This window comes from Paraburkholderia caffeinilytica (assembly GCF_051027425.1).
GTDB lineage: Bacteria > Pseudomonadota > Gammaproteobacteria > Burkholderiales > Burkholderiaceae > Paraburkholderia > Paraburkholderia caffeinilytica_A.
The window spans coordinates 4,307,710-4,329,493 of record NZ_CP186552.1; the positions used below are offsets into that span (position 1 = coordinate 4,307,710).

At 62.8% G+C, this 21,784-nt stretch carries 18 protein-coding genes and 1 riboswitch; of the genes, 3 read left to right on the forward strand and 15 right to left on the reverse strand.

Going from position 1 to position 21,784, the window contains the following annotated elements; all coding sequences use genetic code 11:
• Window positions 1-25: 25 nt before the first annotated feature.
• The 8 genes from ACOSV0_RS19335 to ACOSV0_RS19370 all read right to left on the reverse strand — a co-directional run bounded on the left by ACOSV0_RS19335 (window position 26) and on the right by ACOSV0_RS19370 (window position 9,625).
• Entirely contained in the window at window positions 26-943 is a 918-nt protein-coding gene (locus ACOSV0_RS19335; protein ID WP_434107703.1) for an ABC transporter permease subunit, read from the reverse strand.
• 87 nt (window positions 944-1,030) lie between these two features.
• Window positions 1,031-2,041 (reverse strand): ABC transporter permease subunit, encoded by a 1,011-nt coding sequence (locus ACOSV0_RS19340; RefSeq protein ID WP_434107704.1) that lies wholly within the window; start codon window positions 2,039-2,041, stop codon window positions 1,031-1,033.
• A gap of 132 nt (window positions 2,042-2,173) precedes the next feature.
• The gene (locus ACOSV0_RS19345; protein WP_434107706.1) at window positions 2,174-3,802 is read right to left on the reverse strand and encodes an ABC transporter substrate-binding protein; all 1,629 of its coding nucleotides are present in this window, start codon (window positions 3,800-3,802) and stop codon (window positions 2,174-2,176) included.
• 204 nt (window positions 3,803-4,006) lie between these two features.
• The gene (locus ACOSV0_RS19350) at window positions 4,007-5,647 is read right to left on the reverse strand and encodes an ABC transporter substrate-binding protein (RefSeq protein WP_434107707.1); all 1,641 of its coding nucleotides are present in this window, start codon (window positions 5,645-5,647) and stop codon (window positions 4,007-4,009) included.
• A 188-nt stretch (window positions 5,648-5,835) separates the two neighbouring features.
• Window positions 5,836-6,666 (reverse strand): methylenetetrahydrofolate reductase [NAD(P)H], encoded by an 831-nt coding sequence (gene metF, locus ACOSV0_RS19355; protein WP_434107708.1) that lies wholly within the window; start codon window positions 6,664-6,666, stop codon window positions 5,836-5,838.
• Window positions 6,667-6,677: 11 nt separating this feature from the next.
• Window positions 6,678-7,031, reverse strand: a complete 354-nt coding sequence (locus tag ACOSV0_RS19360) for a phage holin family protein (protein WP_434107709.1) — start codon at window positions 7,029-7,031, stop codon at window positions 6,678-6,680.
• Between the two features lie 149 nt (window positions 7,032-7,180).
• On the reverse strand, window positions 7,181-8,596 hold the full coding sequence (gene ahcY / locus ACOSV0_RS19365) for an adenosylhomocysteinase (protein ID WP_434107710.1): 1,416 nt from the start codon (window positions 8,594-8,596) through the stop codon (window positions 7,181-7,183).
• Between the two features lie 33 nt (window positions 8,597-8,629).
• A riboswitch (S-adenosyl-L-homocysteine riboswitch) is annotated at window positions 8,630-8,761 on the reverse strand.
• Between the two features lie 66 nt (window positions 8,762-8,827).
• Entirely contained in the window at window positions 8,828-9,625 is a 798-nt protein-coding gene (locus tag ACOSV0_RS19370) for a glycosyltransferase family 2 protein (RefSeq protein ID WP_434107711.1), read from the reverse strand.
• 294 nt (window positions 9,626-9,919) lie between these two features.
• On the opposite strand from ACOSV0_RS19370, the gene ACOSV0_RS19375 reads away from it, so the two are divergent.
• Complete coding sequence (locus tag ACOSV0_RS19375) at window positions 9,920-10,879, forward strand: LysR substrate-binding domain-containing protein (RefSeq protein ID WP_434107712.1); 960 nt, start codon at window positions 9,920-9,922, stop codon at window positions 10,877-10,879.
• Between the two features lie 197 nt (window positions 10,880-11,076).
• Here the strand turns inward: ACOSV0_RS19375 and ACOSV0_RS19380 are convergent, their stop codons facing one another.
• Together ACOSV0_RS19380 and ACOSV0_RS19385 are read right to left on the reverse strand one after the other, a co-directional pair.
• Entirely contained in the window at window positions 11,077-12,819 is a 1,743-nt protein-coding gene (locus ACOSV0_RS19380) for an OmpA family protein (RefSeq protein WP_434107714.1), read from the reverse strand.
• 172 nt (window positions 12,820-12,991) lie between these two features.
• Window positions 12,992-14,641 carry a GMC family oxidoreductase gene (locus tag ACOSV0_RS19385; RefSeq protein ID WP_434107716.1) on the reverse strand — a complete coding sequence of 550 codons (1,650 nt, stop codon included), beginning with the start codon at window positions 14,639-14,641 and terminating at the stop codon, window positions 12,992-12,994.
• 309 nt (window positions 14,642-14,950) lie between these two features.
• Between ACOSV0_RS19385 and ACOSV0_RS19390 the strand changes: the two genes are divergently transcribed.
• Entirely contained in the window at window positions 14,951-16,636 is a 1,686-nt protein-coding gene (locus ACOSV0_RS19390; RefSeq protein WP_434107717.1) for an isovaleryl-CoA dehydrogenase, read from the forward strand.
• Between the two features lie 161 nt (window positions 16,637-16,797).
• Window positions 16,798-18,216 carry a coniferyl aldehyde dehydrogenase gene (locus ACOSV0_RS19395; protein ID WP_434107718.1) on the forward strand — a complete coding sequence of 473 codons (1,419 nt, stop codon included), beginning with the start codon at window positions 16,798-16,800 and terminating at the stop codon, window positions 18,214-18,216.
• A gap of 156 nt (window positions 18,217-18,372) precedes the next feature.
• Here ACOSV0_RS19395 and ACOSV0_RS19400 read toward each other — a convergent pair whose 3' ends face one another.
• From ACOSV0_RS19400 to fliE, 5 genes are all read right to left on the reverse strand, one after another.
• Window positions 18,373-18,738, reverse strand: coding sequence for an EscU/YscU/HrcU family type III secretion system export apparatus switch protein (locus ACOSV0_RS19400; protein WP_434107719.1), 366 nt, complete (start codon window positions 18,736-18,738; stop codon window positions 18,373-18,375).
• Window positions 18,738-20,147 (reverse strand): flagellar hook-length control protein FliK, encoded by a 1,410-nt coding sequence (locus ACOSV0_RS19405; protein ID WP_434107720.1) that lies wholly within the window; start codon window positions 20,145-20,147, stop codon window positions 18,738-18,740. Before ACOSV0_RS19405 ends, ACOSV0_RS19400 begins: the two co-directional genes overlap by 1 nt.
• A 69-nt stretch (window positions 20,148-20,216) precedes the next feature.
• On the reverse strand, window positions 20,217-20,543 hold the full coding sequence (locus ACOSV0_RS19410) for a flagellar protein FliT (protein ID WP_434107721.1): 327 nt from the start codon (window positions 20,541-20,543) through the stop codon (window positions 20,217-20,219).
• A complete protein-coding gene (gene fliS, locus ACOSV0_RS19415; protein WP_434107722.1) occupies window positions 20,540-20,974 on the reverse strand; it encodes a flagellar export chaperone FliS in 435 nt (144 codons plus the stop codon). Before fliS ends, ACOSV0_RS19410 begins: the two co-directional genes overlap by 4 nt.
• Before the next feature lie 294 nt (window positions 20,975-21,268).
• The gene (gene fliE, locus ACOSV0_RS19420; protein WP_434107723.1) at window positions 21,269-21,604 is read right to left on the reverse strand and encodes a flagellar hook-basal body complex protein FliE; all 336 of its coding nucleotides are present in this window, start codon (window positions 21,602-21,604) and stop codon (window positions 21,269-21,271) included.
• Between the last annotated feature and the right edge of the window lie 180 nt (window positions 21,605-21,784).

A 21,784-nucleotide genomic window follows, 5' to 3' on the forward strand; every position in this document is an offset into this window, starting at 1 on the left:
GAGTTGAACGTGGAGGTTGTTCCATTCAGGCCATCCGCTTCAGTTTGGGATCGAGTGCGTCGCGCAGCCCGTCGCCGAGCAGATTGATCGCGAGCACCGAGATCAGAATGGAGAGACCCGGCATCGTGACGATCCACCAGGCGCTGTCGATATAGTCGCGCGCCGAGGCCAGCATCGCGCCCCACTCCGCCGACGGCGGCTGAACGCCGAGCCCGAGGAAGCCGAGTGCCGCCGCATCGAGAATCGCCGACGAAAAGCCGAGCGTTGCCTGCACGATCAGCGGTGCGGTGCAGTTCGGCAGCACTTGCGAGAACATCAAACGCAGCGTGCTCGCGCCGGCAACCCGCGAAGCCGTCACATACTCTTTTTGCAACTCGCCTTGCGCCGAGGCGCGCGTCAAACGCACGTAGCCCGGCAACGCGACGATCGCAATCGCGAGCATCGTATTGACGAGCCCCGGACCGATGATCGCGACCACCGCCACTGCGAGCAGCAGCGAGGGCAACGCGAGCAGCACGTCCATGATGCGCATGATCGGCGTATCGGCCCATTTCTCGAAGAACGCTGCGATCAGCCCGAGCACGATGCCCGGAATCAGCGCGAGGACCACCGAGACGAAGCCGATCCAGAACGACAGACGCGCGCCGTACATCAGACGCGAGAGGATGTCGCGGCCTGCTTCGTCGGTGCCGAGAATAAACTTCCAGTTGCCGCCGTCGAGCCAGGCGGGCGGGATCTTCACGGAGTCGCGATACTGTTCGATCGGGCTGTGCGGCGCGATCAACGGCGCGAAAATCGCGATGAAGATCAGCACCAGCACGATGACGCCGGCGGCGACCGCACCGCGATTACGCGAGAAATTCGCCCAGAATTCACGGGCGGCTATTGCGCGGCCACTGGGTGGGGTGACCGCTGTGGGGACTGTATTTTGAATGTCTGCCATGGTCATGCCTCCCGCCGAGCCGCCTCAAGGGAGGCATGCGCCCCCTCGGGGGGCAGCGAACGCAAGTTTGCGTGGGGGTTCATATTCTTACCTCGTATGGCGAATGCGCGGGTTCAACACGCCGTACAGCAAATCGACGACGAGGTTCACAACGATCACCAGCGTAGCGATCATCAGAATACCGCCCTGCACCACCGGATAATCGCGCCGGCCGATCGCGTCGATCAGCCACTTGCCGATACCCGGCCACGAAAACAGCGTTTCGGTGAGCACCGCGCCGGCCAGCAACGTGCCGACCTGCAAACCGATCACGGTCACGACCGGAATCAGCGCATTACGCAACGCATGCACGATGATCACGCGGGCGGGCGACAAACCCTTCGCGCGCGCCGTGCGAATGTAGTCTTCGCGCAGCACTTCGAGCATCGACGAACGCGTCATCCGCGCAACAACCGCCAACGGAATCGTGCCGAGCACAATAGCCGGCAAAATCAGATGACTGACCGCGGATTTGAATGCACCTTCGTCGGTGGACATCAACGCGTCGATCAGCATGAAACCGGTCACGTGCGGAATGTCGTATTCGACCGCGATGCGGCCCGACACCGGCGTCCAGCCGAGGTCCACGGAAAAAAACATGATGAGGATCAAACCCCACCAGAAGATCGGCATCGAGTAACCGGTGAGCGCCGTGCCCATCACGCCGTGATCGACCACCGTGCCGCGCCTGAGCGCCGCGAACACGCCCGCCGGCAAGCCGACGATCAACGCGAACAGCATCGCGCAGATCGACAGTTCGACGGTAGCGGGAAAACGTGCGAGGAATTCGCCCATCACGCTGGTATTGGTGATGATCGAGGTGCCGAGATCGCCGTGCATGGCGCGGCCGATATAGTGGACGTATTGCATCGGCAAGGACTCGTCGAGCCCCAGGCGGTGCATCGCGGCGGCATGCATGGCCGGATCGACGCCGCGCTCGCCCATCATCACTTCGATGGGATCGCCCGGTATCAGGTGAATCAGCGCAAACGCGAGGATCGTGATGCCGATGAAGGTCGGTATCACCATGCCGATGCGGCGCAAAACGAAGCGGAACATGGTTCGTCCCTATGGTCTTGATGAAGAAAAAACGCAACCGGCGACGAGGGCTTGTGACCCCGGCCGCCGGACCATTTCGACCAGTTTTCTAACGGTACGAAAAGCTACTGCGTAGGCTTGACTGTATTACCTTTACTTGACGCTGACACCGTCGAAGCGCGCATAACCGAGCGGCTCGATACGCATATCGACCACCTTCTTGCTGACAGGCTGGTACACGGTCGAGTGAGCGATCGGCGAGAACGGCAGTTGTTGCGCGAAGATCTGCTGCGCCTGCATGTATGCCGTCGTGCGCGCGCCCTGATCGGACGACTCGCGACCCTTCTGGATCAGATCGTCGAACGGCTTGTAGCACCACTTCGAGAAGTTGTTGCCGTTGATCGCTTCGCAGCCGAGCAGCGTGCCGAGCCAGTTATCCGGATCGCCGTTGTCGCCGGTCCAGCCGATCAACATCGTGTCGTCTTCACCTGCGTGAGCGCGCTTGATGTACTCGCCCCATTCATACGTGACGATCTTCGCCTTCACGCCGATCTTGGCCCAGTCGGCCTGGATCATTTCCGCCATCAGACGGGCGTTCGGGTTGTACGCGCGTTGCACCGGCATCGCCCACAGCGTGATGTCGAAGCCGTTCGGATAACCGGCCTTCGCCAGCAATGCCTTGGCCTTGTCCGTATCGTACGCGGCGCTCTTCAGGTTCTTGTCGTACGACCATTGGGTCGGCGGCATCGGGTTCGTCGCGGCCTGGCCTGCGCCTTGATACACCGACTCGATGATCGCCTTCTTGTTGATCGCCATGTCGAGCGCCTGACGCACTTCGAGCTTGTCGACCGGCTTGTGCGTCACGTTGTACGCGAGATAGCCCAGGTTGAAGCCCGGCTGCGACGGCATCGCGATGTTCGCCTCAGCCTTCAGCGGCGCGATGTCGGCCGGACGCGGATAGCTCATCACCTGGCATTCGTCGCGCTTGATCTTCTGCACGCGCACGCCGGCGTCCGGCGTGATCGAGAAAATCAGCTTCGAGATTTTCACTGCGTTCGGCTTCCAGTAATCCGGATTGCCGTCGAAGCGGATCGTCGCGTCTTTCGTATAGCTGCGGAAGATGAACGGACCCGTGCCGACCGGGTACTGGTTGATGTCGGCAGCCTTGCCGGCCTTCAGCAACTGGTCCGCATATTCACCCGAGAGGATCGAGGCATATTCCATCGCCAGATTCTGGATGAACGGCGCGTTGACTTCCTTCAACGTGAACTTGACCGTGTACGGATCGACCTTTTCGACACTGGTGATCAGCTTGTCGAGGCCCATGTCCGTGAAGTAAGGGAACTGGACCGGGTACGCCTTGCGGAACGGCTGGTTCGTGTCCAGCATGCGCTGGAACGTGAACACGACGTCGTCCGCGTTGAATTCGCGCGTCGGCTTGAAGAACGAGGTGGTCTGGAACTTCACGCCGTGACGCAGATGGAACGTGTAGGTCTTGCCGTCCGGCGAGACATCCCACTTTTCTGCCAGGCCCGGCTCGACTTTGGTGCCGCCGCGCTCGAACTCGACGAGGCGGTTATAAACGGTGAACGTGTTGGCCGTGAAATCGACACCAGTGGTGTACTGGGCCGGATCGAAACCCGCAGGACTGCCTTCTGAGCAGTAAACGAGTGTTTTGTTCGGAATCTCGGCATGGGCGCTCGTAGCGCCCAGCATCGATGCCGCTGCAGCTGCGACGAGCGTCGTAACACGCGCGGCGCGCAACAGGTTGTTTTGCTTCATGTTTCCTCCAGGATCGGGGCTGGCTTCCGCCAGCGTAGCGCGATCTTACTTGAGCTTGGCTCGCACCAACAAGCGGAGGAAAATACCCCGGTTGACGATCGGAAACAGATGGGGCATAAGGACGGTCGCACGCCGGCGTTGGCCGGAACGTGCGACGTTAGAAGCAGGCTCAGCAAAAAGCGGCCCACAGGTCACTGCTGGCGGCTATTTCAGCCCGACGTTCATGAATTGCGTCGGACCGAACGGATCGATCTTGAAGCCCGTGACGTCTTTGCTGATCGGCTGATAGACGGTGGAGTGGGCGATCGGCGTGAACGGAACCTGCTGCTTGAAAATTTCCTGAGCTTCCATATAGGCTTTGGTCCGCTCGGCGAGATCGGTGGTGCCACGGCCTTTCCTGATCAGATCGTCGAACGGTTTGTAGCACCATTTGGAAAAGTTACTGCCCTTCACCGCATCGCAACCGAGCAACACACCAAGCCAATTGTCAGGATCGCCGTAGTCCCCCGTCCAGCCGATCAGGATCGCCTCGTGTTCGCCGGCATGGGCGCGGCGGATGTACTCGCCCCACTCGTACGTGGCAATCGTCACCTTGACGCCGATCTTCGCCCAGTCGGCCTGCAGCATTTCAGCCATTAGCCGGGCATTCGGGTTGTAGGGCCGCTGTACCGGCATGGCCCACAAAGTCAGGTCGAAGCCGTCCGGGTAGCCGGCCTCCTTCAGCAACGCCTTGGCCTTATCGACGTCGTAAGGCGCATCTTTCAGATTTTTGTCGTAGCCCCATTGGGTCGGCGGCATGGGATTCGTCGCGATTTGCCCGGCGCCCTGATACACCGACTCGATGATCGCTTTCTTATTGACCGACATATCCAGCGCACGCCGCACCAGCACGTTGTCGAGCGGTTTTTTCGTCGTGTTGTATCCGAGAATGCCCAGATTGAAGCCGACCTGGCTCGGCAATGCGAGCGACGCATCGGTCTTGATCTGCGGAATATCCGCCGGACGCGGGTAGCTCATCACCTGACATTCGCCGCGCTTCAGTTTCTGCAGCCGCACCGCGGGATCCGTGGTGATCGCGAAAATGAGCTTGCCGACCTTCACGACGCCCGGTTTCCAGTAGTCGGGATTGCCGTCGAAACGGATGGTGTCGTCCTTCGTATAACTGCGGAAAATGAACGGCCCCGTGCCGACCGGGTATTGGTTGATATCAGCCGCCTTGCCGGCTTTGAGCAGTTGATCCGTGTACTCCGCCGATAGAATCGACGCGAACGGCATCGCAATCTGCTGCAGAAACGGTGCATCGACCTCCTTTAGCGTGAAACGCACGGTGTACGGATCCAGCTTCTCGACCTTCGCGACGTTCTTTGCCAGTCCGAGATCGGCGAAGTACGGAAACGGAACCGGGTACGCCTTTCGGAACGGCTGGTCGGGATCCAGCATCCGCTGGTAAGTGAACACCACGTCGTCGGCATTGAATTCGCGGGTCGGCTTGAAGAACGCGGTGGTCTGAAACTTCACGCCATGCCGCAGGTAGAACGTGTACTGCAGGCCGTCCTGCGACACATCCCACTTCTCAGCGAGGCCCGGCTCGATATCGGTGCTGCCGCGGGCGAACTCGACCAGGCGGTTATAGACCGTGTACGAGGCGGCGGTGAATTCGACGCTGGTGGTGTACTGCGCGGAATCGAAACCAGCCGGACTGCCTTCGGAGCAGAACACGAGGGTTTTATCAGGCAGGCTGGCCGCGTTGGCGGCGGGCGCGAGGCCGGCAGCAAAGACCGCGCAGGCGCTCAAGACTGGCAGACAGGTATGGCGAACTGCAAACAGCAATCGGGATACTGTCATCTCGTTCTCCGCACAGCAGCCAAGTTAGCTGCGCTTCGATCATAGACAGCCCAAAAATCGGGTTCAATGCGGGCTTATACGCCGCAGGAAAACGCTTAACGAATAAAATTGCTGCATTGCGGCAACCGTGTAAAAAAAGCCGCGCGACCCGGTCAGTCGCGCGGCTTTGTACAGAAGCTGCCCGGAACTTAAACGCCCAGCCGTTCGCAGATTGCCTTGGTCGCCGCTGCGCCATTGAGCGTGTAGAAGTGCAGGCCCGGCACCTTCGCGTCGATGAGACGCCCGCACAGGTCCGTCACCACATCCAGCCCGAACGCGCGAATCGACTCGCGGTCGTCGCCGAAACTTTCCAGCCGGCGCGCGACCCAGCGCGGCACTTCCGCGCCGCACATCTCCGAGAAACGCATCAGTTGCGAGAAGTTCGTGATCGGCATGATGCCCGGCACGATCGGCACATCGACGCCGAGCTTCCTCGCGTCGTCGACGAAACGGAAATACGCGTCCGCGTTGAAGAAATACTGCGTGATCGCCGAATTGGCGCCGGCCTTCACCTTGTTGGCGAAGTTTTCCAGATCGTGACGCGGCGAGCGCGACTGCGGGTGATATTCCGGATAGCCGGCCACCTCGATCCAGAACCAGTCGCCGAACTCGGCGCGAATAAAGCTCACCAGTTCCGATGCATAACGCAGCTCGCCGACTTCGCCCATGCCGGACGGCAGATCGCCGCGCAGCGCGACGATATGGCGAATGCCATGCGCGCGGTACTCGTTGAGGATCGCACGCAGGCTCTCTTTCGACGAGCCGATGCACGACACGTGCGGCGCCGCTTCGAGCCCTTCCTTCGCCATATCGACGACGGTATCGAGCGTGCCCTGCTGCGTCGAGCCGCCGGCGCCGAACGTGACGGACACGAACTTGGGCTTGAGCGACGCGAGCTGTGCGCGGGTGGCGCGCAGCTTGTCGACGCCTTCCTGCGTTTTCGGCGGGAAGAATTCGAATGAAAGTTCGATCGGGTTCATGATTCAGTAGATCAACCGAGACTGCGGTTGCCGAAAATAAGCGCGGACAGCAGCCACGAAACGATGCTGTACAGAATCGAGCCAATGAACGCCGACCAGAAACCCGACACTTCGAATCCCTTAAGCAGCGACGCGCACAGCCAGAAGCACAGCGCATTGACCACCAGAATGAAGAGTCCGAGCGTGACGATCGTGACGGGCAGCGTCAACAGGATCAGCACCGGTCGCAAAATCGTATTGATCAATCCGAGCACCACCGCGACGATCAAGGCGGTGCCGAAACTGCGGATATGAATCGACGGTACGAGGTAGGTGATGATCAGAAGCGCCAGCGCGTTGATCAGCCAGGTCAGCAGCACGGTCATGTAGAGCTCCTTTGAGGCAGGTCCGTCTGAACGGAAAGAGGCGGGCATGGTGAACAAAGCGGCGCATTACGCGCCGCCCTGTCGTCAAACTGTCATGCGTTTAAACCGCCCGCGTGCTTAATCTTACTTAGTCGCGTGACTTGCGCGACTTAATAGCGGTAATGATTCGGCTTGAACGGGCCGTTCTTGTCGACGCTGATATAGCTTGCCTGATAGTCCGACAGCACCGTCAGTTCCGCGCCGATACGGCCCAGATGCAGACGCGCCACCTTTTCATCAAGGTGCTTCGGCAACACATAGACCTTGTTTTCGTACTTGTCGCCGTGCACGAACAGCTCGATCTGCGCGATCGTCTGGTTCGTAAACGATGCCGACATCACGAACGACGGATGGCCCGTCGCGCAACCCAGGTTCACGAGGCGCCCTTCAGCCAGCAGGATGACGCGCTTGCCGTCCGGGAAAATGATGTGGTCGACTTGCGGCTTGATGTTTTCCCACGTGTACTTGCGCGTCGACGCAACGTCGATTTCCGAATCGAAGTGACCGATATTGCAGACAATCGCGTTGTTGCGCATGGCAGCCATATGATCGTGGCCGATCACATGGAAATTGCCCGTTGCCGTCACGAAGATGTCGGCCTTGTCGGCCGCATATTCCATCGTCACGACGCGGTAGCCTTCCATCGCGGCTTGCAGCGCGCAGATCGGATCGATTTCCGTGACCCACACCGTCGCGCCCAGACCGCGCAGCGATTGCGCGCAGCCCTTGCCCACGTCGCCGTAACCGGCCACAACCGCGATCTTGCCCGCGATCATCACGTCGGTTGCGCGCTTGATACCGTCGACCAGCGACTCGCGGCAGCCATACAGGTTGTCGAACTTCGACTTCGTGACCGAATCGTTCACGTTGATCGCCGGGAACGGCAGGCGCCCTTCCTTTTCCATCTGATACAGACGGTGCACGCCCGTCGTGGTTTCTTCGGTCACGCCCTTGATGTGCGCGAGACGCGTGGAGTACCACACCGGATCCGCATCGAGGTGCTTGGCGATCGACTTGTACAGCGCGACTTCTTCTTCGTTTTCCGGCTTCGAGATCACCGAACGGTCTTTCTCAGCCTTCGAGCCGAGGATCAGCAGCAACGTGGCGTCGCCGCCGTCGTCGAGGATCATGTTGGCGAATTCGCCATTCGGCCATTCGAAAATGCGGTGCGAGAATTCCCAGTATTCGTCGAGCGATTCGCCTTTGAACGCGAACACCGGCACGCCGCCTTGTGCAATCGCGGCGGCTGCATGATCCTGCGTCGAGAAAATATTGCACGATGCCCAGCGCACGTCCGCGCCGAGTGCCGTCAAGGTTTCGATCAGCACGCCGGTTTGAATCGTCATGTGCAGCGAACCCGCGACGCGCGCGCCCTTCAGCGGCTGCGAGTTCTTGTATTCCTCGCGCGTCTGCATGAGACCGGGCATTTCGGTTTCAGCGATATTCAGTTCCTTGCGGCCCCAGGCTGCAAGCGACATATCGGCGACGAGGAAATCTTGCTTTGAATCGAGAACTGCGGCGTTCATCACGCCCTCCTTTCTAAATAATTGACTAGAAATTTGACGTGAGCGCGGTTCGATGCGGTGGATGGGAGCGCTATGCGCATCCGGCCCTCCGATTGAAGCCTCCGAGCCTGGCGGGCGGCCGGCGAATGCTGATTCGCGGTACCCGTCGCAACGCTCCTCGGAGACGAACGGCGATTGTAGCAAATCAAGATGGCTTCGGGGTGTGGATCGGGTCGGCGCAATGCCAGGCATTTAGGCAGCGTGATTCGGGGCTACCGATGCAGCTGCATCAGCAGCGACGCTTGCCGCGCGCAATTGCTCGATGCCCGCGCGCGCGGTTTCGAGGAACTGCCGCGAAAACCGGAATGCATCGGCGACGTCGGCAGGATCCGGCGTCTGCAAGCCAAGTGCGATGCGGAAATAGCGTTCGGCGTGAATGCCGGCGTGGTAATGCATGCGCACGCGCTTCGCGTCGTCGAGACGCCGGTTGCCAAAAATGTCGCGCAAGGCCCACGAAAACGCGCCGTCTTCGCCGCCGATGCGGCGGAACGCGTCATCCATCGGGAAGCCGCCAAGTGCGGCATACACCGCGCGACGGATGATCAGGCTGCTCGGCACGGTATTGCTGAGCGTTGCGGCGTGCTGGTCGAAATCGGGATGACGGATGATGTCGGCCGGAAAATCCGTGTAGTCGACGTCGAGCCGCACGGACACTTCCTTCGGGTTCTGCGTGAGAAACGCGCTCGCGGCGGCTAACGCGCCGGGCATGTATTCATCGTCGGCATCGAGAAAGGCAAGCAGACCGTGAGCCGCATGCATGGCGCCCCAGTTGCGCGCCCGGGCAGGACCGCCGTTGTGCGGCATCCGCAGCAGACTCACGCGAGGATCGAGGCGGCCGTAGTGTGCGGCAAGGCCGGTGGAGGCATCGGTCGAGCCGTCGTCCACCACGATGATCTGCGCGGTTTCCGGCTGGATCAGGCAGCTTTGAAGCGCACGGGCGAGCGTCGCCGAGCCGTTGTAGCAGGGGATGATGATCGAGATGGGTGTCATGGACTGAAACGGGCGCTGCGGGCCGAACGGTAGAGAACCGTCGATGGTAGCCCGCTTGCCGCAGAGCCCATCCTGGAAAAGCGACGGAAGCGAGTTCGCCGAACAGCGTCGTTCACACGCTCGTCACGATCGCCTTCAATGCGGGCAGATCGTTCGGCGCGCATGAATCTTGTCAAAGACGGCACGCACGAACGCACCGATACGAAGTGCCTCATCAGGTTACGTCCGCGGCATAAATATAATGACTTACAATCATCCGGATCATTCCAAATTGGAATTCTGGAGACTGAGATCGTGGAATTACGTGCGCTGCGATATTTCGTCGAAGTGGTCCGTCAACAGAGCTTCACCGTCGCCGCCGAGCAGATGTTCGTCACGCAGCCGACCATCAGCAAGATGGTCAAGTCTCTGGAAGACGAGATCGGCTCGCCGCTGCTGTTGCGCGACGGACGCCAGATGGTGTTGACCGACGCCGGCCGGATCGTCTACCAGCGTGGTCAGGACGTGCTGGCCGCGCACGCTCAATTGCAAGCCGAACTGAACGATCTCGACACGCTGGGTCGTGGCGAACTGACCATCGGCATTCCGCCGATGGGCGGCTCGCTGTTCACACCGGCTATCGCCGCCTTCCGCCAGCGCTACCCGAAAATCGAACTGAAGCTGTTCGAGCAGGGTTCGCGCGCGATCGAAGCCGCGCTGATCCATGGTGAGCTGGAATTAGGCGGCGTGCTGCAACCGGTCGATCCGGACAACATCGAGGTGTTGCCGATGACACGGCAATTGCTGTGGCTCGTCGCACGCACCGGTTCGCGCTGGGACGATCTGCATGAAGTGCCGCTCGCCGAACTCGCCAGCGAGCCGTTCGTGTTCTACGGCGAGAGCCTCGCGCTCAACGATGTCGTACTGAATGCATGCAGCGCCGCCGGTTTTGCGCCGACCATTGTCGGGCGAAGCGGGCACTGGGATTTCATGGCGGCGCTGGTGCTGGCAGGCGTCGGCATTGCCCTACTGCCGGCCCCATATTGCCGGCGACTCGACGCAGCGCAGTTCACCTGCCGGCCGGTGGTGGAACCGGAGATTCCGTGGGAGATGGCAATCGGCTGGCGTCGCAACGGTTATCTGTCGCATGCGGCGCGCGCGTGGCTGGAAGTGGCGCGCGAGACGCTGCCGGGCCAGGCCGGCGACGATTTCATGCTGGGACCGGGTATCGGCATGACCGGCATCACGGCGCCGGTTCAGACACCGCAGCCGTAAACACGGCCATTACCAACGCCGCCGCCAATGCGGCCACCGCAAACGCGGCCGCCGCCAATGCGGCCAGCCGAATGACAACATGCCGCCCGGCATAAACCGGGCGGCATGTTTTTACGGCGCATCTCAACGGCTTACCCTGAACGTTCAATAAGCGATCAATGAAGGCTGGCTCAGTGAACGCTCACTAAGCGCCGTTACTATTGCTGCGCGACAAACTCAATGCGGCGGTTGGCAAAGCGGCCGCCCGCGGTGTCATTGCTCGCGACCGGACGCACGTCGCCGTAACCTTGCGCGACCAGCGAAGCCGCCGGCACGCCCGTCTTGACGAGATACGCGCGGACCGCCTCGGCACGCTTCTTCGACAGTTGCAGATTGGCTTGTGCGCCGCCGACATTGTCCGAATAGCCGGCCACTTCGAGCTTAGGCAGCTTGCCATTGCGTGCACACGCATTCAGCACCTGCGCCGACTGGTTCAGATCTTCAATTGCAGAAACCGGCACGTGAGCACTGGCGCTCGTAAAGTTGATCACCTGCAGGTTCAGCACCTTGACCACGTCCGCTGCCGCGCACGAGCTGTCCGGCGCGAGCAGGCCTTTGATCGCGCCGCGGAAGTTCTCGGTTGCATTGGCGACCGCCTGTTCGACGTTGAACGATCCGATCTGATACGACGCACCGAACAGCGATTTCAGTTTATCGAGCCAGCCGAGCTTCGCGTTCGCCGCGCTGCCGCTCAATTCGATATGCGCGCCGTCCACTTTCACTTCCGCGCCGGGCAATGCCATCAGCGGCAGCAGGCCGTCCAGATGGGCGAGCCAGTCAGCGGATTTCGTGTCCTGATCGACGGTAATGTTCGCGACGAAATGGTCAGCGCCGAAGCGCTTTGTCAGCGCGTCGATCAGTTGCGTCTTTTCGGCTTCGCTGCCGACCGTCGCCGTGAGCGTCGGCTTGCCGGCGGCGTCGACCGTGAAGCTGATCTGGCTGTCTTTAGTTGCTGCGGGTGCCGCGGCGGGTTGCTGCGCTTCGCTGGCTGCTGCGGCGCTGGCCGCGGGTGCCGAAGCCGCGACATCGCTGGCCGGTGCTGCGGCGGCCGAGGCCTCGGCCGGGACGGATGCGGGCTGTGCAGTTACCGCGGCTTCCGCGCTCGTGTGCCCGCCTGCTTGCTCACCTTGCTGCTGACTATGACAGCCCCGCAGGAACAGGAAGGCCAGCACGGCAGCGATTGCCGCGAGCAGCCACCACAGCCACGTGCGCGAGCGGCGCTCTTCACGCACCACCGCGTCGGCAGGGACACGGATGGTCGATATGGCTTCGGCCACCGGCTTGGCGGCAGGCGTCGGATGGTCGATGTGCGCCGAGACGGCTTTCAGCTGCGACAGAATATTGCCGGTAAATGCGCCAAGTCCGCTCAGGCCGAGGCCGGCCATCAACCGATCGTTCAGATATGGCGCAATGGCCGGCAGTTGATGGCTCAGCAGCGTCGGCAGTTGGCCGGCGTTGCCCTGGCCTTCGAGAAAATGCCGTTTCAGCAAACCCAGCAACGTTGCGCCGACGATACCCGTCATGGCGTGCGTCGCATGTGCCGGTACGCCGGTTTGGGATGCCACTTCGTCGCTGAGCGTATCGACACGGCGATCGAGCGCGCGTTCGAGTAGATGACGCCCCGTGCCTTCCAGCTGGCTCACACCGGTCGTGGTGCCGAGCAGTTGCGGCAACTGCTCGGCGATGTGCCCATTCACCTCAGGCGAGAGGATTGCTGCAAACAGCGAACGCGCGCCGTCGAGCGTCGCACCCTTCTGCATCAGGCCGGCGACGAGCGCCGGGCCGGTTGTCGCAAGCACCTTCTGGGTCGCGTCCGGCGGCAGCCCGAAACGCGCCGCCAACTGTCGCACGACACCGTCCGTGATCGCGGACTGAATCAGCTGAATCACATTGATACTCATCGCTTCGCTTCCTTGAGTTCCCGAACGCGCCACCTGACGCGCTCTTTTTCGCGGCGCGATTATAGGTTTGGGGAAATCTCATAAACTAAACGACACAATTTATGACGAATTAACCGACGTTCGCCTAATTTTTCTTATATTTGCCAGCCAGATTAGGAAAGTTGATGCGTCATCATGCCGCCATGCCGGTGACGCCCGCCGACGCCATCGCCGACACGATTTGTCCTTCGCGCCGGCTTGCCGCGATCAGGTCGGCCGCGCGCTCGCCGATCATCACCGTCGGCGAATTCGTGTTGCCGCCGATCAGCGTCGGCATCACCGATGCATCGACGATCCGCAGCCCCGTCACACCGCGCACCCGCAACTGCGGATCGACCACGGATCGCGCATCGCCACCCATCCGGCACGTCGCGACCGGGTGATAGATCGTGTCGGCATGCTCGGCAATGGTCCGGCGCAATTCCTCCTCCGTCTGACCCGAATGCGTGTACAGCTCCTTGCCGCCGTGCAGCGCCAGCGAAGGCGCATCGAGAATACGCCGCGCCATCTGCGCGCCTTCCACCAGCAGGTCCAGATCGCGCGAATCGCTGAAGAAACGCGGATGGATCACCGGCGCGGTACGCGCATCGGCGCTCGCCAGCGTCACCGTGCCGCGGCTATGCGGCCGCAACACGCACACGTGCAGCGAATAACCATGGCCCCAGTGCATATGGCGGTTGTGGTCGTCGACGATCGCCGCACAGAAATGCAGTTGCAGGTCCGGGCGCTCGAGCGTCGGCCGGCTCTTCAGGAAGCCGCCCGCTTCAGCGACGTTGCTCGACAGCATGCCCTGCCCGTGCCGCATGAAAGTCACAAACTGCGGCAGCATCCGCGCGATGCCGCGAATCGAAAAACCGGTCGGCTCGATCGACGCCACCCGCTTGTTGATCGTGAAGTCGACGTGATCGATCAGGTTCTGGCCGACCTCGGGCGCATCGTGCAGCACCGCAATCCCCTGCGACTGCAAATGCGCCGCCGGTCCGATACCCGAGCACATCAGCAGTTGCGGTGAATTGAACGCGCCTGCTGCCAGCACAACCTCGGCGCGCGCCTCCAGCGTTTCCGTACGGCCGCCGCGCACGATTTCGACACCGCTCGCCTGCTTGCCGTTGAAGGCCACGCGCAGCACCGTCGCATCGGCGATCGTATGCAGATTGGGCCGTTCGCGATCGTAGATATAGGCGCGCGCGACGCTGCAGCGCCGTCCGTCGCGTTGTGTCACCTGATAGAAACCGATGCCTTCCTGATCCGCGCCATTGAAGTCGCTGTTCGATTTGTAACCGGCTTCGCTCGCGGCCTGCACGAAACGCTTCGAAAACGGATTGCGATAGCGCAGGTCGGACACCGTCAGCGGGCCGTCGGCGCCGTGCCATGCATCGGCGCCGCGCTGGTTACCTTCGGCGCGGCGGAAATACGGCAGCACCTCGGCCCATGACCAGCCGTCGCAGCCGAGTTGCGCCCATTCGTCGTAATCGAGCGGATGGCCGCGCGTGTAGATCATCGCGTTGATCGCGCTCGATCCGCCGAAGCCACGCCCGCGCGGCTGATAGCCCTGACGGCCGCCGAGCCCAGGCTGGGGTGTCGTCAGATAGCCATAGTTGGTCTTGAGTTTGTGCGGCACGACCGCCGCCACACCGACCGGCATGTTCACGAAGAGATTCCGGTCCGTATGCGGACCGGCTTCGATCAGGGCGATCGTTGCATCAGGGCAGCTATCCGCCAGACGGCTCGCGAGCGAGCAGCCGCCCGAGCCCGCACCGACGATGATGTAGTCGTATTGCACCCGCTCCTCCTATTAGGGTCGCGTTGCTCGCAACCCATGTCTCGTGCACACTTGTCTACGTGTGTTTTACCGGCATTGTAGGGAGCGTTCGGGCGCCACGGCGGGTTCGTGTCAGAGCGATCCCTCTAAACGAAAGCCCTCTCGCGACCCTATGATGAAAGACGCGCATACGCCGGTCCGGCGCGCTGCGCACGGCATTCAAACACGGCGCCCGGTGCGCCGTCCTCTGAGCGTGCGGCACGACACGCCGCGATAAAACAGCACACCGTCGATGAGCGACGGCGCGCATCCGGTGAACGGAGACAGTAGATGGAACGGCACAGCTTCGGCCACACCCACGACGTGACAAATCAGGTACCTCCGCTCGCGGACTACAACCTGTTTTCGAGCGACGTAGCGTTGTCCGCCGCCCTCGAACGCGCAGGGGCCGCGTGGCATCGCGAGACGCTGCAGCGGCACGGCGCGGCGCTCACTACGCCGGAGACACTCGCGCTCGCCGAACTGGCCAACCGCCACACGCCCGAACTCGTCACGCACAGTCCGCGCGGCGAACGCATCGACGCGCTGGAGTTCCACCCTTCGTGGCATACGCTGCTGTCGCTGTTGCGCCGTGAAGGCCTGCACGCGTTGCCGTTTTCGGATCCGCAGCAAGGCGCAATGGCCGCGCGGTGCGCCGGCTACTTCCTGCACGCACAACTCGAATCCGGTTCCCTCTGCCCGTTGACGATGACCTTCGCGAGCATCCCGGTGCTGCAGCGCGAACCCGCATTGTTCGCCACGCTGCGCGACAAGCTCTACACCCGCGAACACGATCCACGCGACGTGCCGCTCACGCAAAAAACCTCGGCGATGATCGGCATGGGCATGACCGAGAAGCAAGGCGGCTCGGACGTGCGCAGCAACCAGACCCATGCATATGCCGCGCGCGGCAGCGGTCGCGGCGCGGAATACCGCCTTGTCGGTCACAAATGGTTTTTCTCCGCGCCGCAATGCGACGCGCATCTGGTGCTCGCCCGCACCGACGATCACGAAGGCCTCTCATGCTTCTTCGTGCCGCGTTTCGCGCCGGACGGCAGCAAGAACGCGGTGCAGATCCAGCGTCTGAAGGACAAGCTCGGCAACCGCTCGAATGCCAGCAGCGAAGTCGAATTCTTCGACGCGTTCGGCATCATGATCGGCGACGAAGGCCGCGGTGTGCCGACCATCATCGAAATGGCGAACTACACGCGGCTCGATTGCGTGATCGGCAGCGCGGCCTTGATGCGTGCGGCGCTGGTGCAGGCGATTCACCATGCACGGCACCGCAGCGCCTTCGGGCGGCAACTTGTCGACCAGCCGCTGATGCGCAATGTGCTCGCCGATCTGGCGTTGGAATCGGAAGCAGCAACGGTGCTGTTCATGCGACTCGCCCATGCTTTCGAGGCGTCGACCGATGCCGCGTCGGCCGCGCCCACCGAACGCGCATGGCGCCGGATCGTCACCCCCGCGGCAAAGTACTGGGTCTGCAAGCGCACGCTCGAATTCACCGGCGAGGCGATGGAAGTCTGGGGCGGCAACGGCTACGTTGAAACCGGTCCGATGGCGCGCTTCTATCGTGAAGCGCCTGTGAATTCGATCTGGGAAGGCTCGGGCAACGTGATGTGCCTCGACGTGCTGCGCGCCATGGAGCGCGAGCCCGAAGCCGCGCAGGCTCTGTTCGCCGCATGGCAGGCCGATGCACAAGGGCATCCGGATTTGAGCGCCGCGCTCGGCAAACTTGCGGCGACACTCAACGGCCTCGCCGACCATCGCGAAGCCTCCGCGCGACGCATCGCACAGCAGATCGTGCTGATCGCGCAAGCCACGTTGCTGGTAAAGCACGCGCCGCCGGAAGTCGCCGATGCCTTCATCGCGACGCGTCTTGCCGACGGCTGCGGCGAAAGTGGTCGCGTGTACGGCACGCTGCCGGCGACGATCGACCACGCGGCAATCATCGAGCGGGCATTTCCAGCGTGAAGCCAAGCGGCCGGATCGACCGGAATTCCGCGTTTCCAAATTGAAGCGGACGAAGCGGCCCGCGCATTGACCAAGCCTTTCGCAAGACCGTCGCACAACAGGACAACACACCAATAAGCGCGATTCAACGCGTACCGTTATCCATCAGGGAGAGGACACACATGAAGAACGATCTGCCCGAGGTCGCCGCGCTCGAAGCGCTGCTGCGCGATCAACGCCATGCTTATTTGCGCGCGCCGTATCCGTCGTGGGAAGCCCGCGCGGGACATCTGAAAGCACTGCGCAAAGTCATGCTCGACAACCGCGACGCCCTCGCCGACGCGATGAACGCCGACTTCGGCAATCGCGCGAAACAGGAAGTGCTGCTCGCCGAATTCCTGCTCGTCAAGGAAGAGATCGACGCCGCACTCAGGCATGGCAAACGCTGGATGAAAGCGCAACGCCGCAGCACCAGCAAATGGCTGATGCCGGCGCGTGCGAAAGTCGTGCCGCAGCCGCTCGGTGTGATCGGGATCATCGTGCCGTGGAATTACCCGGTGCTGCTTGCCGCCGGTCCGCTGATCAGCGCGCTGACGGCCGGCAACCGCGCCATCATCAAGATGTCGGAGCTGACGCCGCGCACCTCCGCGCTATTCGAGCAACTGATCGGCCAGACCTTCGCGCGCGATCACGTCGCGGTAGTGAACGGCGATGCTGCTTTGGCCGCCGCGTTCAGCGCGCAACCGTTCGACCATCTGCTGTTCACCGGCTCGACCAAGGTCGGCCATGAAGTGATGCGCGCCGCCGCCGAACATCTGACGCCGGTCACGCTCGAACTTGGCGGCAAGTCGCCGGCCATCATCGGTCAGCATGCGCGTTTCGACAACGCGGTGGATAACCTCGTCGCCGGCAAGACGCTCAACGCGGGCCAGACCTGCGTCGCGCCGGACTACGTGCTGGTGCCGCGCGGCAAGGAGCAGGCGTTCATCGAACGGGCGCGCGCGCGGATGGCAGCGATGTACCCCGACTTCGCGCGCAACCTCGATTACACGTCGATCATCTCGGAGCGGCATTTCGCGCGGCTGCACCGTCTCGCCGACGAAGCACAGGCCGCCGGCGCACAACTGCACACGCTCACCGACAGCACGCCGGACGAGGCCAGCCGCCGCTTCCCGCTGATCGCGGTTACGAATGCACCGGATGAAAGCGCGCTGATGCAGGAGGAAATCTTCGGCCCGCTGCTGCCGGTCATCCCCTACGACACGCTCGACGACGCGATCGCGTGGATCAACGCGCGTCCCCGTCCGCTCGCGCTATATCTCTACGCCGACGACTCGGCGACCATCGAGCGCGTCACGCACGAAACCATTGCGGGCGGCATGGCGATCAACGAAACGCTGATGCATCTGGCGTGCGAAAGCCTGCCGTTCGGCGGTGTCGGTGCGAGCGGGATGGGTGCGTATCACGGCTACGAAGGCTTCGTGACCTTCTCGAAGATGAAGCCAGTGCTGACACAGGCGCGCCTGAACGCGCGCGGATGGATCGCGCCGCCGTACGGCAAGCGGGTGAATGCACTGCTGAAGCTGATGATGCGGTTTTGACAGGCCGGCTATCCGGGGGCCGGCCATCCGGAGGCCGGCTCTCCGAAGGCCGGCTATTTGGGGGCCGTCCGTCCGGCGGGCCCCCGAGCGCACCGTCCGTGCAACAGCTAGCCAGGCGCGGTCAAACACTGCGATGAACGGCACCGGCGTGAACCTTCAACGCCCGGCCGCCCCACCGGAGGTGTCCGCAATGTCCGTCGCGACCACATCGATCACGTCCTGGGCGGCGGCCACGCCGCTTTCCGGCACACTCTCGGCGCCGCTTTCCAGCCGATGCAGCCACGCGAGCAACTCGGCCACTGCCTGATAGAGCTGCGGCGGAATCCGCGAATCGAGGTCGACCTGCATCAGCAACGAGACCATTTCCGGCGCCTCGTGTACATACAGGCCGGCTTCCTTGGCGCGCTGCACGATCATCTCGGCCAGCATGCCGTAGCCTTTGGCGACCACGCGCGGGGCGGGGTCGCCGCCTTGTGCGTCATAGACGAGCGCAGCCGCGCTGCGGCGATGTTTGCGGCTCATCACATATCCCAATCGAAATCGTCGAGCGGCGCGGCTCCCGGGTGAGCAACACGGGTTGTGCGACGTGCCGCCGATGCCTTGTCGACCTTATCCGCCGCCGAGGCGGCCGAAGCCGAGCGCGCATACGCCGACGCCGCCTGCGCGGTCGCCGCCGTACCCGCCGCGGTAACCGGCGCGCCGCCGCCGATCTCGCGGATCGTCAGTCCATTCAGTTCGATGCCCGCCGCCGCAAGCCGCTGACGGAAGCTCTCACCCTGCAGCGCCAGCCGTGCCGCGCCAACCGGGCTCGCCTGCACGCGCGCCACGAGCCGCGTGCCGGTCAGCGTCAAGTCCGCGTCGACGGTGCCGAGCGTCGGCAACGACAGCGTCAGCCGCGTACGCCACGGCTGATCGTCCTCGCTCGCCGTGCCGCCGCCGCTGCGGTCCCATTCGTCGCCTTCCTGCTCGATGGTCCAGTCGAGTCTCGCGCCCGGCCAGGCTTCGCCGGTCCAGCGAAACTGCCCGGTGGCGAGCATATCGAGTTGCTGACGCACCAAAGGAACCGTGGCGGGATGAACCGCGGCCGCCATCGATTGCGAGTTTTGCGACGTTCCGCCGTCCGCCAGTGGCGCCGCGGTGCTGTGCGAACTCGCGTGCGCCGGCTGGCCGTTCAGATCGGACAGAGAGCTCGCCAGCACCTCGCCGGCCACAAAGCGCGCGGCCTGCGCGGTCTGGATGGACGGCATCGCGCGGGCTGCCGCGTTGCCGTCCGCCGTGCCGCTGCCGGAACCGTTCGGTGCCGCACCCATGCCCTGGCGGGGTGTCGCGTTGGAAGAAGAGGCTTGATCGGCGTCGCTTGCCCAGTCGAGCGGCAATTGCGCGGCCGCCACCAGTTTGTTTTGCGCCTCGCCGGCCAGTGCGGCCGGCGGGCGCTGGCCCGCCAGCCATTGCGCGAGATGAGATTCGTAAAACAGGCCACTACCGCTGACCGTCTGTTCGAGCGCGGCCGCGAGCGCCGCGACCGGCACCTGAGCCGCCGCCACATTGGCAGTGGCCGCGGTACCGGCGGTTGTATTCGGATTCGTGGAAGACGCCGCGGGAGCGGCAGGTGTATCGAAGAGCGGCAAACCGCCGGTCTCGACGTCGAGCGCCGGAGCCGCCGGCCAGATCGGCGTCTGGCCGAGCACCGCCGGCGTCGCTTCGCCGCCCGAATTCACGATCGCATTGAGCGTCAACGCGACGGCGGACAGCGCGGTTTGCGCGGACGCCTGCGGTGTCGCAGCGGGTGCGGCAGCCGGAACAGTAATGGGCGCGGTATCGACGCTCGCCGCACCGGTCTGGGAAGCCGTCGCGCTGCCTGGCGCGAGATTGAGCAGACTGTCGACCCGGTTCGCGAGCAGCGAAGTGACGACCGTGTCGATTCCGTTCATACCGATTCCTTAGTCACATTGGCGGCAGCACGTTCAAATCCAGTCAGGCGGCCCCGGGCAGGGGCAAACTCAGCGCGCCCCGTACAGCTCCTTGAGCACGCGAGTCGGCCGTCCGGTGAACAGCGCCGACAGATTGGCCATGCGCGGATTCGCGAGATCGCGGATCGCGGCGTCGTCGGCCAGGATCTGACGGATCAGCGCGTATTTACGCAGACGCTCCGCATCGTCCAGCCTGACGCCGGATTCCGCGTCTCCCAGCGCGTCGACCAGATTCCGGTATTCCTCCTGCAAGTGGACCAGATCGCTCCATAGGGCGCGCCGGGCAGCCATCAGCATGCGGCGGGAAATCGCTGCAATCGCCTCGTAGCGGGCGAAATATTCTGCGTTCGATGTCATCTCATGCTTTCCGCGGCCGGCTGGGTTGCCATCCGCGCGATTTCCGGGGCAATCCCGATCCATGCCTCTTCGAGCGTCGCCAGCAGGCCATCGACCTCGACCAGCATCGCCTCGCTCTGTTTTATATTGGCTTCGAGCAGCCGGCGCGACATATAGGCATATAGCGCGTCCAACCGCTCTGCAATCTCGCCGCCCACCTCAACGTTCAGCGACAACTGCAGCCCGCTTTCGACGATCTGAATCGCCTTGCCGATCGCCTCTCCACGAGCCGGCACATTGCCTTGCTGTATATGCATGCGTGCTTGCGCAATCGCTTGCCGGGCGCCCTGATACAACATCACGATCAGACGATGCGGACTCGCGCCCATCACCCCTGTCTCGACGCCGACGCGTGCGTACGCATTGGCTCCAGAGTGTCCTGGGGAAAACATCGGCGCTCCTCCTCTCTTGCACTGCGGTTGGTCGTAGCACCCCATCCGGACACGTTGCCGCGTTCAGATTTCTGCCTGTACCTGGTTATCGGATAGGCAACGGGAAAGCTTTAGGCCGGTGTAAGGAGGAATAAGGGGCCGATGAGGGCAATATCGCACCGAGCGCGGCTAGGCCGCCTGCCTGGACGCGCCCCAAAGGCGCACCGGACGGACTTCCTGCCGTGCAATCGCAAAGTGTTGAATCCGGGCGCATGCGTTCGGGCGGGCGGAATAGCCCTGCCGCCCGAGCCGCACTTACACCGACATCTGCATGATGTCGTTATAGGCCGACACCAGTTTGTTGCGCACCTGCAAGCCGAACTGGAAGCCGACGTTGGCCTTCTGCATATCGACCATCACGTCGTTCAGCGAGACGTTGGACGCGCCGAGTTCGAACGCTTGAGATTCGCCAACCGCCTTGGTCTGATCGCCGCTGATCTTGTCCAGCGACGCCTTCAGCGCCGAGGCAAAACCGCTGGCGGTAGCCGCGCCGGACTGGTCGGCGACGGCATTGTTGGCGCCGGCCGCTTGTGCTGCCATCGACTGCATCTGTTGCAGCGCCGGCGAGAGCGCGTTCACGGGCAAAGTCATGTTCTCTCCAGGGAATGACGACCGGCATGCCAGAAACCGTACCGATCTGGACGAAAGCATAGCAGTGGCCCATACGGGAAAGCCCCGAAACTAGGGGGGAAACCCGGCTCTATTCAAGCAATCGGGTTGAGCCGCGCTGCGGATAATTTCAATGGTGAAAGTCTCTGTTCGCACGCCCGC

Excerpts from the sequence above, each read along its gene's own strand:
- ACOSV0_RS19410 (WP_434107721.1), bottom strand. The coding sequence starts at position 20,543 with ATGACATCGAACGCAGAATATTTCGCCCGCTACGAGGCGATTGCAGCG.
- fliS (WP_434107722.1), bottom strand. The coding sequence starts at position 20,974 with ATGTTTTCCCCAGGACACTCTGGAGCCAATGCGTACGCACGCGTCGGC.
- ahcY (WP_434107710.1), bottom strand. The coding sequence starts at position 8,596 with ATGAACGCCGCAGTTCTCGATTCAAAGCAAGATTTCCTCGTCGCCGAT.
- ACOSV0_RS19345 (WP_434107706.1), bottom strand. The coding sequence starts at position 3,802 with ATGAAGCAAAACAACCTGTTGCGCGCCGCGCGTGTTACGACGCTCGTC.
- ACOSV0_RS19335 (WP_434107703.1), bottom strand. The coding sequence starts at position 943 with ATGGCAGACATTCAAAATACAGTCCCCACAGCGGTCACCCCACCCAGT.
- ACOSV0_RS19370 (WP_434107711.1), bottom strand. The coding sequence starts at position 9,625 with ATGACACCCATCTCGATCATCATCCCCTGCTACAACGGCTCGGCGACG.
- metF (WP_434107708.1), bottom strand. The coding sequence starts at position 6,666 with ATGAACCCGATCGAACTTTCATTCGAATTCTTCCCGCCGAAAACGCAG.
- ACOSV0_RS19405 (WP_434107720.1), bottom strand. The coding sequence starts at position 20,147 with ATGAACGGAATCGACACGGTCGTCACTTCGCTGCTCGCGAACCGGGTC.
- ACOSV0_RS19340 (WP_434107704.1), bottom strand. The coding sequence starts at position 2,041 with ATGTTCCGCTTCGTTTTGCGCCGCATCGGCATGGTGATACCGACCTTC.
- fliE (WP_434107723.1), bottom strand. The coding sequence starts at position 21,604 with ATGACTTTGCCCGTGAACGCGCTCTCGCCGGCGCTGCAACAGATGCAG.
- ACOSV0_RS19360 (WP_434107709.1), bottom strand. The coding sequence starts at position 7,031 with ATGACCGTGCTGCTGACCTGGCTGATCAACGCGCTGGCGCTTCTGATC.
- ACOSV0_RS19400 (WP_434107719.1), bottom strand. The coding sequence starts at position 18,738 with ATGAGCCGCAAACATCGCCGCAGCGCGGCTGCGCTCGTCTATGACGCA.
- ACOSV0_RS19390 (WP_434107717.1), top strand. The coding sequence starts at position 14,951 with ATGGAACGGCACAGCTTCGGCCACACCCACGACGTGACAAATCAGGTA.
- ACOSV0_RS19395 (WP_434107718.1), top strand. The coding sequence starts at position 16,798 with ATGAAGAACGATCTGCCCGAGGTCGCCGCGCTCGAAGCGCTGCTGCGC.
- ACOSV0_RS19380 (WP_434107714.1), bottom strand. The coding sequence starts at position 12,819 with ATGAGTATCAATGTGATTCAGCTGATTCAGTCCGCGATCACGGACGGT.
- ACOSV0_RS19350 (WP_434107707.1), bottom strand. The coding sequence starts at position 5,647 with ATGACAGTATCCCGATTGCTGTTTGCAGTTCGCCATACCTGTCTGCCA.